Here is a 17,589-nt window from a genome sequence, read left to right as displayed (position 1 = left end):
CGGCGGCTCTTCTTCGTCATCTTCGCTCCTGATTCGCAGCAAGAATCCTCGCCGCTGTCAGGCAGAAAATCCACTCAAGCTACTGTCCGAATTTGCGGGGCCAGCTCTGAAGCAAGCATCTCGCCCGTTCCGCCTGCCTGTCGATGCCAAAGGCAGGCGATGCCGAGAAAGGCTCCAATCTATCAAGCAACTAAGCCCTGAACACGACGAAACGCCTCATCCTGTTCGAGCGCCGCGCTGCGCCGGTCTCCAAGGTCTATCAATGCGTCGAGAAGATTCAGCAACCCCCGTGCGCGAGTAACTTCAAGGGGGTAATTTGCTTCGGCTAGGCGATGGATAATGGCTGCAAGCCGTGCGGGCAACGATGTTCCCACCCAATTTCCTTTTGCGTACTCGATGGAGTTTAATGCCGCGGTAGCCTGTTCTATAAATGGATCGATCGGGTAAGAGGCCGCGGCACGCTCGCACAAGGTCAAAAAGTTTGTCATGACGTACGTTGACCATCCGGTCGCTTTAACGAGCTTCGTCACGAGAGGCATGATGATCGCGATACTACTCCAATCGCCATTGACGAACCGCGCAGCCCCCGGACATTCAGCGTCGACGTTCACAAACAGAAGCGCTTTGATGAGCTCGGGCATATCGTGACCGTGGACTTCGCCCGCGCGATAACCGCCCGGCACAAATACTTTGTCGTTGATGACCCGTTGCACACAGTCGTCGAGAATTAGCAGCGCATTCTCGGGGACGTCTTTGGCATCGAAAACATGGCGGGTGACGATGCTCTCCGCGAATTGCGCAAGTACGCGCAAAGCTTCCTCGTCGTCTGGGGAGAACGGCTTGAAGAAACTGTTGCGAATCCATGCCAGATCATAAAACGGCAAGGCACGGGCAAGCATTGTTCCTAAGGTTCGGTCCCATTCGAAAAGATTCGTCTCTTTATCCTGGCGCGTCTTTTTATCATCCCACGGCGGCATCAACCGCTCGGCAGTCCAGCGGGCGAGATCGGCAAGAAGCGACTGGATTTTCGGGCGGTAAACATCTGACCGGCACCACTGTTCAAGCGGAAAGTGCACGAAGAGCTTGGCTGCGTATTGACCGTCGAAAGAGCATTCGGGGTCGGTCCAATAATCCTGCGCACGTCTGTTCCGCTTGGATGCCCTCACCCACGCAGGTGGCAGAGGCGCAAAACTCACCTCTGTATCGGCACCGAGGCCTTGCAATGCCTTCGTGAGAGCTGCAGCGCGCGCACTTCGAGCTGCTGTGTCGTCGCGCTCGAAGGTCTCCTCATCCCGGATTTGATCGATGTAGTGCGCGAGATCAAATGCGAAGTGCGCGGCAACCCACTGCACATGCGGGTCCGGGTCCAAGAAGAGGGCCTTGAAGGCCATGATCTGCACATCTTCGTTCGGATGGCTCGCAAGGTGGATCAGGCAAGCAGAAGAGTCCGAACGAGGTGCACCGCTCTTTCGGTCATGGAACAGCGCGGCAATGAGGTGGAAGGAGGGATGCCACGGAATTTTCGACCCATGGAAATCGCTGGGCTCCCGCATTTTCAGAACGCGTTCCATAACGTTCCACGCCCATGGCCGATCCGGTGAACCGCTTTCGCCAAATCGGATAACGCTCGCGGCGATAGCGGACACGCCGCTCTGGATCGCGTGGGGTCCGACATCGGCGCGTTCATTGAACAAATCGTCGAGGTCGTGCTCTTTGGCAAAGGCTATGGCATTCACCAAAGTCCATCCCTCGGCGGGCTTACCCTCATTCAAGGATCTAAGAGCCCAAGCAAGTACGCTCTGCTGGTGCAAAGACTCCGCGGCCTTAGCGGCTCGTTCCTGCGTCGCCTCGGCTGGTGGCTTTGGTGGTTCATAGCCAATGGCGATTTGAGCGTCTTTCGTTTCATACCGCCGATAATTCTCGATATTGCCGAGACCGGACCAGAGCTCCGCCTTCTCCTTCAACTCCTTCGTTATTTCCGGGCTTTCACGTTCTTCTTCGACGATGTACGGAAGGTTTTCGGGAAACGCCTCAAGCGCCATCTTGAAACGATCGCGCAAGCTTGCGTCGCTGCTGACGGCAAAACGCATCGCGAGCTCGCGTACATCGTGTTTACGGTATTCCCGGCTCTCGAGAAATGCCTTCGCCTTGGCTTTCTCGCCTTTCAATTGCGTGAGGAAACCGAATCCGAATAGGTCGATGTCCTTCTGCGGCTCGTGGATTAGGCGTGCGAAATCATGTTCCCAGAGGCGCTGGCACGTTACAATGGGCAACGTGGTTTCCGAGACCTCGAACGTCTCAATGGCGAGGCGCAGGCAAAGCCCCAGCGATGCGTAGCATTCGCTGCCGTCGAGGATTTGCTTGATCACGGCGCTCGTGGAACGGCCTTTCTCGACCTCCTTAAATGCCCAATAAGCGAGTGAAAGATAGGCGCACTGGAGCAGTTGGGAGCCCAACATTCCAAGACCCCAACCAAAGACGTGCCAATCTCCCCAGAACTCCTGCCGGCCCCACGGAAACTCTAAGACAACGGGGATCGGGGTGCCGCTTTCGCGGCGACGAAATTTATTGATTTGACGCCAACCGGTTATCGCACGGTTTGTAAGCTTGGTGATGAGGCGAAGTCCAACGCTGGGGTTATTCGCAAGTAGGCTGGCGAACGGCTCGTGCAGCGCTGACGGAGGGTGGAAGTAGTGGTTATGGGATTCGAGGCCGATATCGTCCCGTCTGAAATCGGAATAGCTTGTCGGAAAGTGCGGGGACGAAAGTGCCATGTTTTGTTCGCGAGTGCGTTTCTCCTCTGGGATCGCCCTGATATTCTCTCGCCATTTAGCTTGTTCCGCGTCTTCTCGACGGAGGCGGTCATGGGTATCCTGCGGCAACTCTGTTATAAGCTTTGCTTCGGCGACGCGTTCAACGGCTTCCGGTGCAACCTCCGCCATGATCGGCGCGAAGCCCATGAGATCGTCGAACGCTGAGCGCAGCATCTGCTTTTTACCAGTAGCGCGTTCAAAGACGGCCACCGCAAATTCGGGATAACCACGGGCTGAGCGGAGAATGAGGCTTCGCAATCCCGTCGCAAGACTTTTCTGCGCTTCGTGGCCGAGTACGTCCCATTTTCCGCGCGCTTGCGTATAATCGTCGGCGTACATTTCGACTTCGAGATCGATCAACCACGCACTGCATGTGGCCAGAATATTTCTCGAACGTTTGTTCTTGAAATCTGCGAGAGCGTTCTGCCACACGCTAAAGACCTCGAGTGCCTGCGGAACAAGACGTGCCGGGAGCGTCTGCTGGCGCGCGATGATCCAGTCAATCAGGCGTCCCCATGCCACTCCGTCGGAAGGCCATCCGAGGAGGTCGGCCATGCGAACGGGGTCCATGCCACCGATCTCGATAGCCCTACGCATGATGATGGGGCTTGGTACGGTATGCTGCGCCTGAAACCACACCAGCAATTTTCCGCATAGGACGAAGTCGTTTGCCTCGACGCCTTGCGTAAACTCGTCAATCGCACTCTCAAACGCATTCGTAAACGGCGGGGCTGTAAGCCATTCGCGCCGCCATTGGGCACGAAGAGTAGAGCTCTTAAGCTTGGCGTAACCTACTGTCCATCGACCTTTTTCGGTAAGCGCGTCTTGCGCGAGCAAACCCACCACGCGACCAAGCAAAGGTGGCTCGCCTGCGGCGGTAAGCGCTGACGGCCATTCGTCGCCCAATTCGATGAGCAAACGGAAGAAGACCCATTCAAAGAATATGTCGTGGGTAAAGGACACCATCGCGCCGCCGCGCTCGTTACGCAGAATGTGGTCGGCCTGAAGCGAAACCAGATGTTCAATTGTCTCCGGCTTGAGGTCTCGGACCGATATTCCTTTGCCGAGATTGCGTACCCCTTGTTCAGCGAGATCGACAAGCGCGCGCTGACGTTGCGGCACCGTTTCTGGCATCGCGTCATGCCCGGCGCGCAGCCACCAGGCATTAATCAAATCGACTTCGTTTTGCGGCTGGGCGTCTTCCGGTAGGGCTTGCGCGAGCGCTGCCGCAAAAAATGGGCGGCGTGCGATTTGCTCCACAGCTGAGCTGGGACTAAAAAGAAGAGTGCGGAGGTCAGGCTTTGATTTGGCAAGAAGCTCTGCCTCCTCTTCCGAAAACCCGTTCACAGAAACGCTACCCATACCCTTTTCTGAATAAAACGTCTGAGGAAACCAAGCCCGGTAGGCTTCGAGACCTTGGTCGCGCGAGGTGGCGATGACTTTCCAGTAATGGAGACTGGGGGAGGACTCAATAGCGCGGATAAGATCGGTTATGATGTGTTGTTGATCAGGCCGGATACGGTCGATCCCATCGATGAACAGGACGGGCGTACCTGACGCACCGAGTTCAGCGAGAACATCGGGTGTATGGCTGTGGCGAAGACCGAGTGCTGTCGCAAACGTCGTCCAACTAGTCCCCTGCAATCGGTCGTTCTTGAGAAAGAGAATCGGTCCCGACTTCGCTGCGTCGGCAGCAAAGTGCTTTAGCACCGCTGACTTGCCGCATCCCGGAAGTCCACCGATGGAAACAACGCGATGGTTCTGGAGCGCCTGTGCGACTTCCGCCTGCAAACCGTCGCGCGGGACATGGAAATCGTCGACAGCTTCAGAAACATCGTTGAGCGCATCGAGCGATGCGGCGTTCAACCGATTGATGTCATCAATGAAGCTCGGTGTAACTTTGAGGCGCACCGAGCCTTGCAGTTGAGCGAGTAAGGATGAACGTGTCCATTTGGCTGCGTTCGCTGCGCCCTCGCGCGCGATACGGCACAGTCGGGCAAAAAGGAGTGTGGCCTGACCGTCCACATTGTCCGCGACAAGCTCTTGCAGGCGATTAACGATCTCGGCGCGAAGTGCGCCGCCCTCTTCCAGGCCGGCCAAATGGAGCGCGGCAAAACTTCGATAGAACCTGACTTCCTCATTCAAATTTGATGCGCCGGTGAGAGCCAGCAAGCCTTCTCGCAACTTCCTATCGTCCGCTCCCGCCGTGCCTGTCGGCGCGAAGTATTCACCGAAGTCTTTGGCATCCGGACTCGCCTTCGCTTTGCTGATCAGCCGCGAAAGGCTTCGGAATGTTGTATCCGTGACGTGCTCGACGACAAATCCAGTCGCGTCGGTATCTTTAACGAAGCTGCCAGCCCCTTGCGTCTTCACGGCAGCGGCGACGATTTCCTTGAATTGCTTGTCAGCGGCACTGATAGAGACGGATCGTTTAACTTGAAGATCGAGTGACTTCTTGACCCCTCCATCATCGAGTCCGACGATGACGTCATCCAATGGATGGCCGTGACCTTGCCGTTGAACTGCAACGCTGATGACGATTCCGGGCTGACCAGCCGCGCGCTCATGCCGTAGCAAATGTGCTAGGTAATAGGCGACGACCGTGTCTTCGTACGTGAAGCCTGCACCGCCGGTCAGTTCGGTGGAGGCTGGTTTCTGATAAAGAGTGTCTTTCAAGGCGTCCCGCCGGGAATCTCTTTTTGGAGAGCACTACCCATTAGTTGTAGCCGGAATTTCGAACCGGGCAAGGGACTCACAAGTCAGGTCGGATGATGTAAGAGGGATCGAACTACGAAAATAGCGGATGTCTGTTTGGGATCACATTCGGACTTCGAGTCACGCTAGGGCCGTGTCTTGCTTATCTCTCAAATAGCGGGAACCTCGCCTGGCGATTCGGCATGTCTGAAACGTGCCAAAGAAATACGTTGGTGAAAGAACCGTCTCAGAGGCCTAATGAATAACACGCGTCTTGCGCTGACAGTCATCCGCCGCTTCCCGGATTTCTTCCGCGAGCCGCTTGACCAGTTCCGCATTTTCTTCAGGCGGCAACGCGACTAGTTCGGATTCTGGAAGAGCCCCGCGCGCGAGCCGCTTAATAATGGTTAAATCTAGAAGCAGGGCCGCCGTGCGTTCACTGTCCTGAGTGATGCTAGTTTCACGCCGTTGTTCGCGCGCTCTCTCAATGGCCTTGCCCGCGATCCTAGCGATTAAGCTCAAGGTGTCGAGAGGTTCACTCATCGGTGCAGCTCCGCGCACGGGATCATGGTATAATGTCACAGATGCGGACAGGAGGCTATGATGACGATTGCTCAACGCGATGTCGTGCCGAGCCGGAGCGACCAGGACTATCTGCTTGAACTTTGGAAAGGCAGCCTCGTCGAGATGATGGCGGATGTTTCGGAAGCCGTGCTTCGTTGCAAAGACGCCTCACAAACGGCCAAGGCGGAATCCGTGGCGGCGATTGCGGACGCGCGCGCGGCTTCCATCGATCTTCTGCTCTGTTTGGAACGGAAGATCGACGAGAGGCTTGGTCAAATCCGCAAGCTGCTGGATGACAAGCATGGTCCCGCAATTCGTGACTTTGAAGATGGAAAGATCTGTTACGCAGGCGAATTAATCCACCATCTCGGTTCGACCTGGCAGTGCCGTGTAGATACCGCCCGCCCGCCGTCTGACGGCGACGAAGCTTGGCAATTGGTGGCTGCCGGCGGGCTCGACGGTCGCTCGCTCCGGATACGAGGAACTTATCGACCGGGCGAGCGCTACACCCAATTGGATGTTTGCATTGTCAACTCCGCATCGTTTGTCGCGCGACGAAGCACGTCCAGCCCACCGCCTGGAGACGATTGGCAGCTCCTGTGCGGGCAAGGCAAGCGCGGGCAAACGGGTCCCAAGGGCGAGCGCGGTGAACGCGGGCCCGCGGGTGCAATGATCCGCGGCTGGAAGATCGAGCCCGCTGCTTATCTCGCAACACCAATCATGAGTGACGGCACTGAAGGGCCGCCCTTGGAACTCCGCTGGTTGTTTGAGCAATTCCATTCCGAAGCGAGTTAGCACAGCCCCGTTGTTTCCAAGGAATCGGCAGACCCTCTAAAAGAAAACGGGATCAGGGTCTTTGAGCGGGTTGGGCGTACCTCGCGCCCTTTCGCTTCTGATCGCAAAGGCGCGCAATAGCTTTGCATGCTTGTCAGGATCACACGCGATTTCGGATTCGATCTTCGGCCACAGATAGCTCCAATCGTGCAGGTACTGTGTCATGGCAGCCGGCGCCGAGCCGGCGGCGCTCGCCAACGCCGCATCGAGGCCGGACCAAAACTCGTGCGATGCTTCGCGGTCTGTTGCCTCTTGCCATGCCTCGAAACCCGGCACCTCCAGCCGACCGATCAGCGCGCGGGTGCGCTGTGCACTACGCTCCAATATGGCTGCGCGCCGCTCTAGGATGCCGTCAATATCACCGTATTGGAGGCACGCCGCGCAGACGCGGAGATGGTCAGCGGCGACTAACTCATCGATATCGTTTAAGCGGCCAGTGGGGTCTTCCGCCAGCAGCGCAATAGCGCTGTCACAGTTGCCGCAAGTATGACAAAGCCAACCACTTAGTGCTCTAATTCCATAGTTGTTCGGATTGTATGGAACCAGAACGAACTTGATCGGTCCGGACGCCGGAATGGGCGTTAAATCGCTATATGTCTCGGCGTTCTCGTAAAGCATTCCGTTCATTGTCTTCTCCTCTCTGTCTCCCAAGCCTCAAGGTCCGGGCGTCCGTTGCGACTAAGCCAGCGGCGTTGCGATCATTCCGATGGTAGACGCCTCTTCATCTTCAGGCGGGCTCAGCCTCTCTGTCGGTACGACTGAACGCGGAGTGTTCGTCTTACTTGCAGCCATGGTCATTCTCCTTCGCGTGCTGGGTTTCGTTCTTGCAAAAAAGCCGGGGCCTTCGCGTGGAGGGCTGGCACCGTGCTCGTTATGCGTTTGCTACATGAGCCGAGTGTGAGCGTGTGAGCATTGTGAGCATCCCACCATTTCAGGCCCCATTTTCGTTTGTAGTCCTTCTATGGAAACTTGCTCACACTGCTCACACCGAGTTGCTAAGCCATTGATGTAGCTGGGGGTGAGCCGTGAGCAGCGTTTGGCTTCCAAAGCTGGCGACCAGTGCCGGGCTCCCGTTTGCTTCGCTCCCACCCGAGCTTTGTCAGAATCGCGGCGATGCGTTGTTGGTTGGATTTGCTGAGCTGGTTGATTGCTGTGCCCCGCGCAAGTTGCGGATCACCGGGCACCGCGAAGCGGGGACGTTCGCCTTCATAGCCGAGTACGGCACAGGCGATCTGCACCACGGTCGTCTGCCTCTTGTCCGACAGGTAGTCGCCGATCAGGTCCTCCCACGCGTCAACTTCATAACGGGCTTCCTGCTCAGGCATGATGTGCTGCCGCTCGAATTCTTTGTCTGGCCACCACGGTGTGCCATTCTTGTAGAGCGTCACGGCTTCGGCCAGCAGTTGATCACGGTCACGCACCAGCGCATCGATGTCGATCGTGCCGCACTTGATCGGCCAGAACCGCCGTCCTCCGGTTTCATCACGCAGATAAACGTCCTTATTGGTGGTGCCGATAAAAATGCACTGGCGTGGCTCGACTACCTCCAGCCTGCCGTAACTCGGGCGATAACGCTCAACGGTACGGGAGATGAAACTCTTGAGCAGGGTCGTCTCGGCCTTGTCCATCGCGTGCATTTCCGCGACCTCGATCAGCCACTTGCCACGCAGATGTTGCTGCGCATCCTTGTGTTTGATATCGGGCAACGCATCGGAGAACCATCGATCTGCAAGCACGCTACACAGCGTGGATTTCAATTCGCCCTGCGCCCCTTCAAGCACCAGCATGTGATCGGCCTTGCATCCGGGCTCGTAGATGCGCGCCACCATCGAGATCAGGAACCTGTCACCGATGCCCTGCGCGTACGGCGTTGAATCGGCACCGACGTAGGTCGTGAGCCACCCTTTAAGGCGGGCGGTGCCGTCCCATGCCAACCCTTCGAGATAATCGAGCACCGGATGAAAAGCGAGCTCGCGTGCGCGCAGGCTTACCGCTTGATGCACGGTATCCTTGGCCACTCTTTTCAGTCCGGCATTTTGCAACCATTCCTGCAGCGCCGTGATGTCGTCATCCGAGACCGGACGCGGCGTAAACGCTTCTACATCGTCAACCTGCGGTATCGGGTGCATCAGGAAAGCACCGCAAAACATTTCATCCCGCGCAAAAAGGGCGGCAAGGGCTACGTCGTCGCGCAGAGCCATCATCACGTTTGCGAGGATCGACAGTGGTTTGCCGGTGTCCGTTTTATGGACATCGTTGAGCCATCCTCCGGCTTTAGCAATCGAGGGCGAGCTGTGCGACTTGTAATTGTCAGGCCGATAGTCCTGCGATTGCGCGATCAGCGCATCGAGTTGTTCGCGGCTGTGGCAGTGGAGGTAGTCGGAAATGTCGCCCTTCGGCGGGCATTGCTTCCACATCTTGCCGAGATCGATGACACGCACGCGCGCAGCAATGCCGGTCAGATGCCGCGCGATATCGATGGCGTGGTCCTGTCCGGGAAAGATCGGCGAGCCGTCCGCGCGATAGCGCAGCGCATCCGTCTGTTGATCGCGTGCCTGCGGGTCGTTGTCAGCGATGATGACCACGTCAGCGCTTCCGAAAAAATCATCGAGGTCCCGGTGCCATTTGCCGCAGCCGCCGGCACTGCAGGTCGCAGGCACGCCGCATTTCCAGAGAGCATTACAATCTTTTTCGCCCTCAACGATGCAGATCATCTTGTCGAGCGCGAGGGCCTCCAGCAGCTCGGGCAGCTTGTACGGAACCTGAGGCACCCCCCTGACCGACCAGCTCCAGCCGGTTGGCTTGCTCGGATCGGGCTTGCGCTGCCGAAAATCCTTCGGCTCGAACCGGCAGACCTGAAACAGCAGCGCGCCATGCTCATCGACATAATCGTAGGTCGCGACTATCTTGCCGAGCTGCGTCTTGCGCTTGGCCCTGCGCGGAGCGGATCGTGCGCGCTCGATCTCAAGACCGTGCTCGGCGAGCCACTCGGTGCCCCTGCGACCAGTCCGATCTTCGATCAACGCTATAACGCCGCCGCCGCAGCCGCGCTCGTGGTCAAACCATCGACCGCCCTTAATATCGACGCTGAGTGAGCCGTGGTTCCCGTAGCGCAGCTCGGTCTTGCTCGACAGCCCTGGGTTCGGCTCGCCGAGCAGCATCTCGGCGACAGGTTGCATCAATGTCGCGAGATCGGTCATGGCGCATGCCACTTTGCGAGAATGGACCTCAGCGACTCCAGCTCGGCCTTGTTGACGACCTCGCAACGTTGCCAAGCGACGGGCTCGATCAACTTCTTGATTTCCTGTTCGACGCAATCGCGGAGATCGTTCGGATCCATGGCGTCGAGTTCCCAGCAATGTCGCCCATGGTTGGCGACGAACCATCTGTAGCGAGGGTCTTTCGTCTTATCGGCTGCCGGGAACGAGGGCAGCCCCTCCAGTTGTTCGATGGTGAGGGCAATCCGCTTCAGCTTGATGTGATCGCCGTGATACTTAGCGAATCGCGCCGGCAGGTCCTCCTCGGACATGAACATCCCGCTCGGGTCGAAGTCGCCGACGTAGAGTACGATTAGATCGCGACCGTCGTCATCCTCGGCAATGTCGTGGGCCGTTGTGGCGCTGCTGAATCCATGCACCGGAAGGAAGCCGATCGCATAATTATCGAGCACAGGGCCGAGCACGCCGCGTACGGTGCCCTTTTCCGACCAGACTTGGACCCGATAGGGCTGTTGGTCCCAGAAGTCGCGGCGATAGGATTGAGCCACACAGCGGGCGTACTCGGCGGGGTTGGCCCATGTTGACACACGCTCGATGGCGCGAGTTTCATCGACAATCCACTCCCACGGAATGATGTCCTGCTCGCGCGCCTCCTTCAGAAGGCGATAGACGCGCTGCATCTCCGATCTCGCCATCGATGCGATGAGGCCTTGAGTGAACAGCTTGTAACCGACGCCGCGTCCGGTAATCGGTTGCGCGGCCTCCGTAATAGCGCGCATCGCCTCGATCAGATCGAGGGACCGCTGCGCCATACCACGACCTTTTTTGGAACAGGTTTCAGAATAGTCAGTCATGGTGCCCGTCCTCTTTCCCTCTTGAGGATTTCCGAGATCGGGCGCATATGGCGAGGTGCTGATGTTCGCCGGCTGTTGCCCGGTCGGAAATGTTCAAACCGCCCCGGAGTCAAGCCCCGAGAACCTCCGGGCACACCTCCGGGGCTTTTTCTGTTTGGAGCGGTGATGAGTGATGAGGTCGGGGCAAGTCCGTTGAAGTTCGGCTTGCCCTCGCGGTTTAAGTTCTGCCCAGGGCCGTGGTCCTAGGGGGTCTTGGTCAGGCCGCGTCCGGATCGGAGCGGTTTGCAGCCGCAAGCGTCCGCAGCCATTTCTCGGCTTCGGCTGGCGCAATGCGGATCACCTTTGGCGAGAGGCGCAGCTCTTTCGGACCCCTTCCTGCGGCCTTGAGCCGCTTGTAAGTGGCGATGCTGATACCGACCGAGGCACAAAGTTCGCGGGCGGTCCACGACAGCCGGGGGACCGGATTTTTCTTCGGGCTCCTGCGTGATCGAGCCATGCGACCAGCTCCCTGCTTTCAATACTTCGCGCAAATATCTCACTAGCAGCGGCATGCTGCAAATGAGAGACCCGCTCAGAGCGGCTCAGATCGGCTCAGGAAGGCTCATCCGAGAAAATATTTACCTGCTTATAGGCGCTCATAGGCCGCCGCAGCTGAGTCGGGGCTAAATCGGGGCTAGGCCGCTTTTACCGAGGCTAAGGGCCCGTTGGTATAAATAGCAAAAATGCCCATTTTATAAGGCTTTCTTGCATCTTCCCCAGCCTGAAAAACGCGCTTGCTTCCAAGCCCACACGGTTTTGCCGTACGCACGGCTCGCCATTTCGCCGCAGTTTTTCCAGCCCTGTCGACGGAGCCGGAAACTTACAGACGAGACGAACCTGACAGCGCCGCTCATCCGGCACGAAGTCTTGGGCTCACGGAGAGCAATCCGCCCTGCCCGCACTTCTCGCGCCCGACGCTGCCGCGTCCACCGCAACCCGGCTCGCGACAGTGACGACACAAGATCGCCCCTCTTGGTGAGCCGGGATGGGCGACACATACGCCAATTCCGAATTTCGGTAAAGTGGAATATTTTGACGCTGGTAGGTTGACAGCGAAACACGCGGGCATGACACCGTCATTCCGGAGCGCGGCGAAGCGGCGAGCCATGATGCGCAATTGCGCATCTGAGATTCCATGTCGCCGCGCAACTGCGGCCCGATGGATTCTCAGATGCGCAATTTGCGCATCATAGCTCAATGCTGCGCATCGCCCCGGAATGACGAAGGGGAGAGTGTCACCGCTTCGGCCGCCCGGCAGGCCTTCGCCCTCAGCCGGCGCGCTGGCACTCTCCTTGCTGCTCGTCCGCCAATCCCTCAGACCCGCAGTGGGTCTGTTTCATAGTGAGGCGATCCCATGCAATCGACGTCCCGTTTCGAAGCGACCATCCCGACACAGCTCCACGTCCTGATCTCCGATCTGCGTTGGCGCACGCAAATGCTCGACGCCGACATTCTGGAGGAAGAGCGGAGGGCCGGGATCTCCGATCCAAACAATCTCGCCTACCCGATGCTCGCGCAGAACCTGAGAGCCCGGCGCGACAATCTCCAGGTGAGCATCGCGATCCTGGAAAGCCGCATTGAAAAGCGATCAACCGGGTGGCCGAGCGCCGCCTGACGCGGATCGTGCCGGGCCCGACCAGGCAACGCGACGGCATCTACAGAAGGGCGCGGGCGATGGGCGATAGCTCTGTCCGCGCCCGTCAACGCGCGGGAACCCGCGTTGCCCTTTTGCAACGGTTCCCCACCGTCTGAAGCCGGACAAAAGAAATTCCCATTCCAGCCACGAACCCCGCTCACAACGCCGTGAGACTAGCAGGGGAACTACGATGCGTGCACAGCGCGTTTGGAAAGTGAATGGGGCCGCCAGCATCGGGCAGCTCCAATCGAGACTGGATGACCTGAACAAGCGTCTCGGTCAGCTCGAAAGCCAGCATCCGGCGAGCTGGAGGCTCGAAGAACTGAGATCCAGCGCGCTCAGCCTGTCGCGCGAGATCGACGACATCCGCTGCGCCGAGGCGACGGCGGCCTTGAGCGAGCTCTTGCGGAAGTAAAGCGTCGGGCGATTCGAGCGACGCGCGAGGAACCAACCTTCCTCGCCGCTATTGCCATGCAGAGCATGGAGCAAGATCATGACCAGGCACCTGACGCGAGCCCATCTCGCGCGCGGGGTGGCCGGCGCGGTGTCCACGCTGGTCCTGTGCGCGACGGCGGCATTCACCATCGCGCACCACTTCGCGCTGTGAGGGATTTTGCATGACGTCCGATCCCGAGGAGTCGGTGAGGCTGCAAGGTTTTGGTGAGATGACGTTGCGCACTGCTGTCGCGACGCTGATGGCGCTCGCGCCGCGCGAGCGATCCGACGCCGCCATCTTCCGTGTCCGCGACGGCGTGCGTTTGGCCTCGAGCGAGATCGCCGAACTTGCCTCCGACTGGGGCATGACACCGATGGCTGAAGTCAGGTCTCCAAGCCTCGTCCCGGACCAGCACTGGCCGGACATCGTTCGCGGCATGGTGCGCGAGGCGCCACTGCCGGCACTGATGGTGGCGTTCCTGGTGGGCGTGCTGGTGGCGCGGCGGTAGTCTACTGACCTACTTTCCAGCATCGGACCATCGGCCGGCGAATGTAGAGCCATGCCGCCGCGGCAGATGCCCCTGCCCGGCCAAATCGGCCGTGGACCCGCTCCGAAAATCGTTGCAAAAAGGCGCTCCCGAGGCGCTGGCGGCCGGTCCGCCAAGCCTCTGGAAAACGTCGACTTTTGGAAGAATGGTCGGAGTGGCAGGATTCGAACCTGCGACCCCTGCGTCCCGAACGCAGTGCTCTACCGGGCTGAGCCACACTCCGACAAGAAGGCGGCTTATAGCGTCGGGTTTGACGCACCGCAAGCGGCCGGCATGAGGAATTTTGTCCCTGTGAAAACGGGTCTTGAAACGCTGATTTTACCGGCCGGCCAGGCCGGCGCGGAAGCTGCCGCCCGGATTTTGGCCACCGGCGGGCTGGTCGCGTTTCCGACCGAGACGGTCTACGGGCTCGGCGCGGACGCCGCCAATGCCACCGCGATCGCCCATCTTTACGCCGCCAAGGGGCGGCCGGCCTTCAATCCGCTGATCGCCCATGTCGCCGACCTCTCGGCCGCGCGGCGGATCGGGCGGTTCGACGCGCGTGCGTTGAGGCTTGCGGAGGCGTTCTGGCCGGGGCCCCTGACGCTGGTGGTGCCGAAGACAGACGACTGTCCGGTGGCGGATCTTGCCACCGCCGGGCTCGACACGGTGGCGATCCGCATTCCAGCCCATCCGGTGGCGGAGGCGATCCTGCACGCCTTCGGTGGGGCCGTGATGGCGCCGTCCGCCAACATCTCCGGCCATGTCTCGCCGACGCTGGCAGCCCATGTCGAGAGCGACCTTGCCGGGCGGATCGACCTGATCGTGGACGGCGGGCCTGTTACGGTCGGCGTCGAATCGACCATTGTCGGCTGTTTCGACGCCCCGATGCTGCTCCGCCCCGGCGGGCTCTCGCGCGAGCGGATCGAGGCCGTACTCGGCGCAGCCTTGGCGCGGCCGCCTGCAGAGGCCGAGAGCGACGACAGCCAGCCGCTGGCGCCGGGCATGCTGGCCTCGCATTACGCGCCGCGCGCCAGCGTGCGGCTCAATGTGCGCGATGTGGCCGCGGGCGAAGCGCTGCTGGCGTTCGGCCCCGATCGCCTGCCGGGCCTGGAGGCCGCCGCCGCTGTCATGAATTTGTCGCCCGCGGCTGATCTCGATGAAGCCGCCACCAATCTGTTCGGCTATCTTCGCGCCCTCGATGCGAAGAGCCCGCGAGCGATCGCGGTGATGGCGGTGCCGGAAGAAGGACTAGGCGAGGCCATCAACGACCGGCTGCGCCGGGCCGCGGTCGTCCGATAGCGCATGATCCGGAAAAGTGTGCAGCGGTTTTCCGATAAGATCATGCGCAAGAGATAAGAGCGAAGAAGAGACAAGAGCATGAACGTCAATAAATCCGCCACCCCGCCGCTTGCGCCCGAGCTGATCGAACAATTCCGCAAGATCGTCGGCGACCGCCACGCGATCACCGACGCGGCCGACATCGAGGCTTACGTCACCGAGGAGCGCAACCTGTTTCACGGCCGCTCGCCGCTGGTGCTGCGCCCGGGCTCGACGGCGGAAGTCTCGGCAATCTGCAAGCTCGCCTCCGCGCACGGAATCGCGCTGGTGCCGCAGGGCGGCAACACCGGGCTCGTCGGCGGCCAGACGCCCCACAACGGCGAAGTGGTGGTGTCGCTGCGCCGACTCGACAAGATCCGCGAGGTCGACACCGCCTCCAACACCATGACCTGCGAGGCCGGCGTCGTGCTTCAGGTCGCGCAGCAGAAGGCGGCCGACGTGGACCGGCTGTTTCCGCTCTCGCTCGGCGCCGAAGGCAGCTGCACCATCGGCGGCAATCTCTCGACCAATGCCGGCGGCACCGCCGCGCTCGCCTATGGCGTGGCGCGCGAGATGGCGCTTGGGCTCGAGGTGGTGCTCGCCGACGGTCGCGTGCTCAACGTGTTGTCGAAGCTGAAGAAGGACAACACCGGCTACAATCTGCACAACCTCTTCATCGGCGCGGAAGGCACGCTCGGCATCATCACCGCGGCCACGCTCAAGCTGTTTCCGAAGCCGCGGGCGATCGAGACCGCGTTCGTCGGGCTGAAATCGCCGGCGGCGGCGCTGAAGCTGCTGACCATCGCGCAGGGCGAAGCCGCGAATGCGCTGACGAGCTTCGAACTGCTGTCGGAGATGGCGGTCGACTTCTCGGTCCGCCACGGCATCGACGTGCGCGACCCGCTCGAAGCAAAACATCCCTGGTACGTGCTGATGGAATTGTCCTCGCCCGGCGACGATGCCCGCACGCCGCTGGAGACGATCCTGACCCGCGCCATGGAAGACGAGATCGTCGACGACGCCGTGATCGCTGCCAACCTCACCCAGCGCAACGGCTTCTGGAAGCTGCGCGAGGAGATGTCGTCGGCGCAGAAGCCGGAGGGCGGCTCGATCAAGCATGACATCTCCGTTCCGGTCGCCGCCGTGCCCGCCTTCATCGACGAAGCCAATGCCGCCGTGGTCAAACTGATCCCGGGCGCGCGGCCGGTGCCGTTCGGCCATCTCGGCGACGGCAATCTGCATTACAATGTCAGCGAGCCCATCGGCGCCAACACCGCGGATTACCTGGCGCGCTGGCACGAGATGAATGCGGTCGTGTTCGAGATCGTGCTGCGCATGGGCGGCTCGATCTCGGCCGAGCACGGCATCGGCGTGCTCAAGCGCGACGAACTGCCCGAGGTGAAGGACAAGACCGCGATCGAGCTGATGCGCGCGATCAAGGCGATGCTGGATCCGCTCGGCATCATGAATCCGGGGAAGGTGCTGTGAGCGTGTCTCTCACGATCGATGCGATCAATGATGCCGATGTCGAGAACGTCGTCGCGCTGTGGCAGCGCTGCGGCCTGACGCGGCCCTGGAACGACCCGAATGCCGACATCGCGCTGGCGCGGCGGCGCGACAATTCGACCGTGCTGATCGGCCGCGACGGCGGCGCGATCGTCGCCACCGCCATGGTCGGCCATGACGGCCATCGCGGCTGGGTCTATTACGTCGCGGTCGATCCCGACATCCGCAAACGCGGCTATGGCCGGGTGATCATGGCGGCAGCCGAGGACTGGCTGCGCAGCGCCGGCATCACAAAACTCCAGCTGCTGGTCCGCCGCGAGAACGCGCAGGCGAATGCGTTCTACCAGTCGCTGGGTTTCGAGGAATCCACCTCGGTGATGTTCCAGAAGTGGCTCGACGGCCGCGCTTCCACAACGTAGCTGGAAAACAGCAATGACAGTATCCGACCGCGTCCGCATCAAGGACGTCCGCGTGCTCTCGGACGGCTGGACCACGCTGAAGACCACGACGTTCGAGTACCGGCGCGCCAATGGCGAGTGGCAGACGCAGCACCGGGAAACCTATGAGCGCGACAACGCCGCCGCCGTGCTGCCGTATAATCGCGCACGGCGTACGGTGATCCTGGTACGCCAGTTCCGCCTGCCTGCCTTTGTCCGCGGCTACGACGACCTCCTGATCGAAGCCGCCGCCGGCGTGCTGGACGATGCCTCCCCCGAGGTGCGCATCCGCGCCGAGGCCGAGGAAGAGACCGGCTATCGCCTGCACCACGTCCACAAGGTGTTCGAGGCCTTCATGAGCCCCGGCGCCATCACCGAGAAGCTGCATTTTTTCGTCGCCGAATACGAGCCGGAGATGCGGGTCAGCGACGGCGGCGGCCTTGAACATGAGGGCGAGGACATCGAGGTGCTGGAGCTCTCGATCGACGAGGCCTTGGCGATGATCGCGGACGGCCGCATCATCGACGCCAAGGCGATCATGCTGCTGCAATACGCGGCGCTGCACCTGTTCAGGTGAGTTACGCTTTCTTCCTTCTCCCCCTGTGGGCCTGTTGCGTTATCGGCTCTTGAGGCTGAAGACGTCAGGAGCGAGTGCCCTGGTCCCGGCAATGCCTGCGAAGATCTGTAGTGGTTGCCCTCGGAGGGCGGCTCA

At 60.3% G+C, this 17,589-nt stretch carries 14 protein-coding genes and 1 tRNA gene; 8 read left to right on the top strand and 7 right to left on the bottom strand.

Translation table 11 applies throughout. From position 1 onward, the window contains the following. Positions 1-182: 182 nt before the first annotated feature. Positions 183-5,489: an ATP-binding protein gene (locus QJT78_RS41525; protein ID WP_281460560.1), complete on the bottom strand. Its 5,307-nt coding sequence runs from the start codon at positions 5,487-5,489 to the stop codon at positions 183-185. A 273-nt stretch (positions 5,490-5,762) separates the two neighbouring features. Further along, positions 5,763-6,050, bottom strand: a complete 288-nt coding sequence (locus tag QJT78_RS41520; protein WP_281460559.1) for a hypothetical protein — start codon at positions 6,048-6,050, stop codon at positions 5,763-5,765. 57 nt (positions 6,051-6,107) lie between these two features. On the opposite strand from QJT78_RS41520, the gene QJT78_RS41515 reads away from it, so the two are divergent. Next, complete coding sequence (locus QJT78_RS41515) at positions 6,108-6,866, top strand: collagen-like protein (RefSeq protein WP_281460558.1); 759 nt, start codon at positions 6,108-6,110, stop codon at positions 6,864-6,866. 36 nt (positions 6,867-6,902) lie between these two features. On the opposite strand, the gene QJT78_RS41510 is transcribed toward QJT78_RS41515, so the two are convergent. The 4 genes from QJT78_RS41510 to QJT78_RS41495 form a co-directional block, all read right to left on the bottom strand. Continuing rightward, on the bottom strand, positions 6,903-7,532 hold the full coding sequence (locus QJT78_RS41510) for a hypothetical protein (RefSeq protein WP_281460557.1): 630 nt from the start codon (positions 7,530-7,532) through the stop codon (positions 6,903-6,905). Between the two features lie 368 nt (positions 7,533-7,900). After that, positions 7,901-10,105, bottom strand: coding sequence for a VapE domain-containing protein (locus tag QJT78_RS41505; RefSeq protein WP_281460556.1), 2,205 nt, complete (start codon positions 10,103-10,105; stop codon positions 7,901-7,903). Further along, positions 10,102-10,977 (bottom strand): hypothetical protein, encoded by an 876-nt coding sequence (locus QJT78_RS41500; RefSeq protein WP_281460555.1) that lies wholly within the window; start codon positions 10,975-10,977, stop codon positions 10,102-10,104. The genes QJT78_RS41505 and QJT78_RS41500 overlap by 4 nt, the downstream gene beginning before the upstream one ends. A gap of 256 nt (positions 10,978-11,233) precedes the next feature. Next, complete coding sequence (locus tag QJT78_RS41495) at positions 11,234-11,473, bottom strand: hypothetical protein (RefSeq protein WP_281460554.1); 240 nt, start codon at positions 11,471-11,473, stop codon at positions 11,234-11,236. 897 nt (positions 11,474-12,370) lie between these two features. Here QJT78_RS41495 and QJT78_RS41490 point away from each other — a divergent pair. The 3 genes from QJT78_RS41490 (at position 12,371) to QJT78_RS41480 (ending at position 13,596) form a co-directional block, all read left to right on the top strand. Continuing rightward, positions 12,371-12,631: a hypothetical protein gene (locus QJT78_RS41490; RefSeq protein WP_028154650.1), complete on the top strand. Its 261-nt coding sequence runs from the start codon at positions 12,371-12,373 to the stop codon at positions 12,629-12,631. A gap of 211 nt (positions 12,632-12,842) precedes the next feature. Beyond that, positions 12,843-13,067 (top strand): hypothetical protein, encoded by a 225-nt coding sequence (locus tag QJT78_RS41485; RefSeq protein WP_071916099.1) that lies wholly within the window; start codon positions 12,843-12,845, stop codon positions 13,065-13,067. 202 nt (positions 13,068-13,269) lie between these two features. Next, complete coding sequence (locus QJT78_RS41480) at positions 13,270-13,596, top strand: hypothetical protein (RefSeq protein ID WP_028154397.1); 327 nt, start codon at positions 13,270-13,272, stop codon at positions 13,594-13,596. A 185-nt stretch (positions 13,597-13,781) separates the two neighbouring features. Here QJT78_RS41480 and QJT78_RS41475 read toward each other — a convergent pair. Beyond that, positions 13,782-13,858: transfer RNA gene (locus QJT78_RS41475), tRNA-Pro, on the bottom strand. 68 nt (positions 13,859-13,926) lie between these two features. Between QJT78_RS41475 and QJT78_RS41470 the strand changes: the two genes are divergently transcribed. The 4 genes from QJT78_RS41470 (at position 13,927) to QJT78_RS41455 (ending at position 17,454) form a co-directional block, all read left to right on the top strand. Then, positions 13,927-14,916: an L-threonylcarbamoyladenylate synthase gene (locus QJT78_RS41470; RefSeq protein ID WP_028154398.1), complete on the top strand. Its 990-nt coding sequence runs from the start codon at positions 13,927-13,929 to the stop codon at positions 14,914-14,916. A gap of 78 nt (positions 14,917-14,994) precedes the next feature. Beyond that, positions 14,995-16,422 (top strand): FAD-binding oxidoreductase, encoded by a 1,428-nt coding sequence (locus QJT78_RS41465; RefSeq protein ID WP_028154399.1) that lies wholly within the window; start codon positions 14,995-14,997, stop codon positions 16,420-16,422. Next, positions 16,419-16,859, top strand: coding sequence for a GNAT family acetyltransferase (locus QJT78_RS41460; RefSeq protein ID WP_028154400.1), 441 nt, complete (start codon positions 16,419-16,421; stop codon positions 16,857-16,859). The genes QJT78_RS41465 and QJT78_RS41460 overlap by 4 nt, the downstream gene beginning before the upstream one ends. A 13-nt stretch (positions 16,860-16,872) precedes the next feature. Next, complete coding sequence (locus tag QJT78_RS41455; protein WP_028154401.1) at positions 16,873-17,454, top strand: NUDIX domain-containing protein; 582 nt, start codon at positions 16,873-16,875, stop codon at positions 17,452-17,454. The last annotated feature ends 135 nt before the right edge of the window (positions 17,455-17,589 follow it).

Origin of the sequence: Bradyrhizobium sp. Mp27 (assembly GCF_029953005.1) — a bacterium.
Lineage (GTDB): Bacteria > Pseudomonadota > Alphaproteobacteria > Rhizobiales > Xanthobacteraceae > Bradyrhizobium > Bradyrhizobium barranii.
The sequence above is the reverse complement of the archived record's forward strand: the minus strand, read 5'-3'. Positions and strand labels throughout refer to the sequence as shown.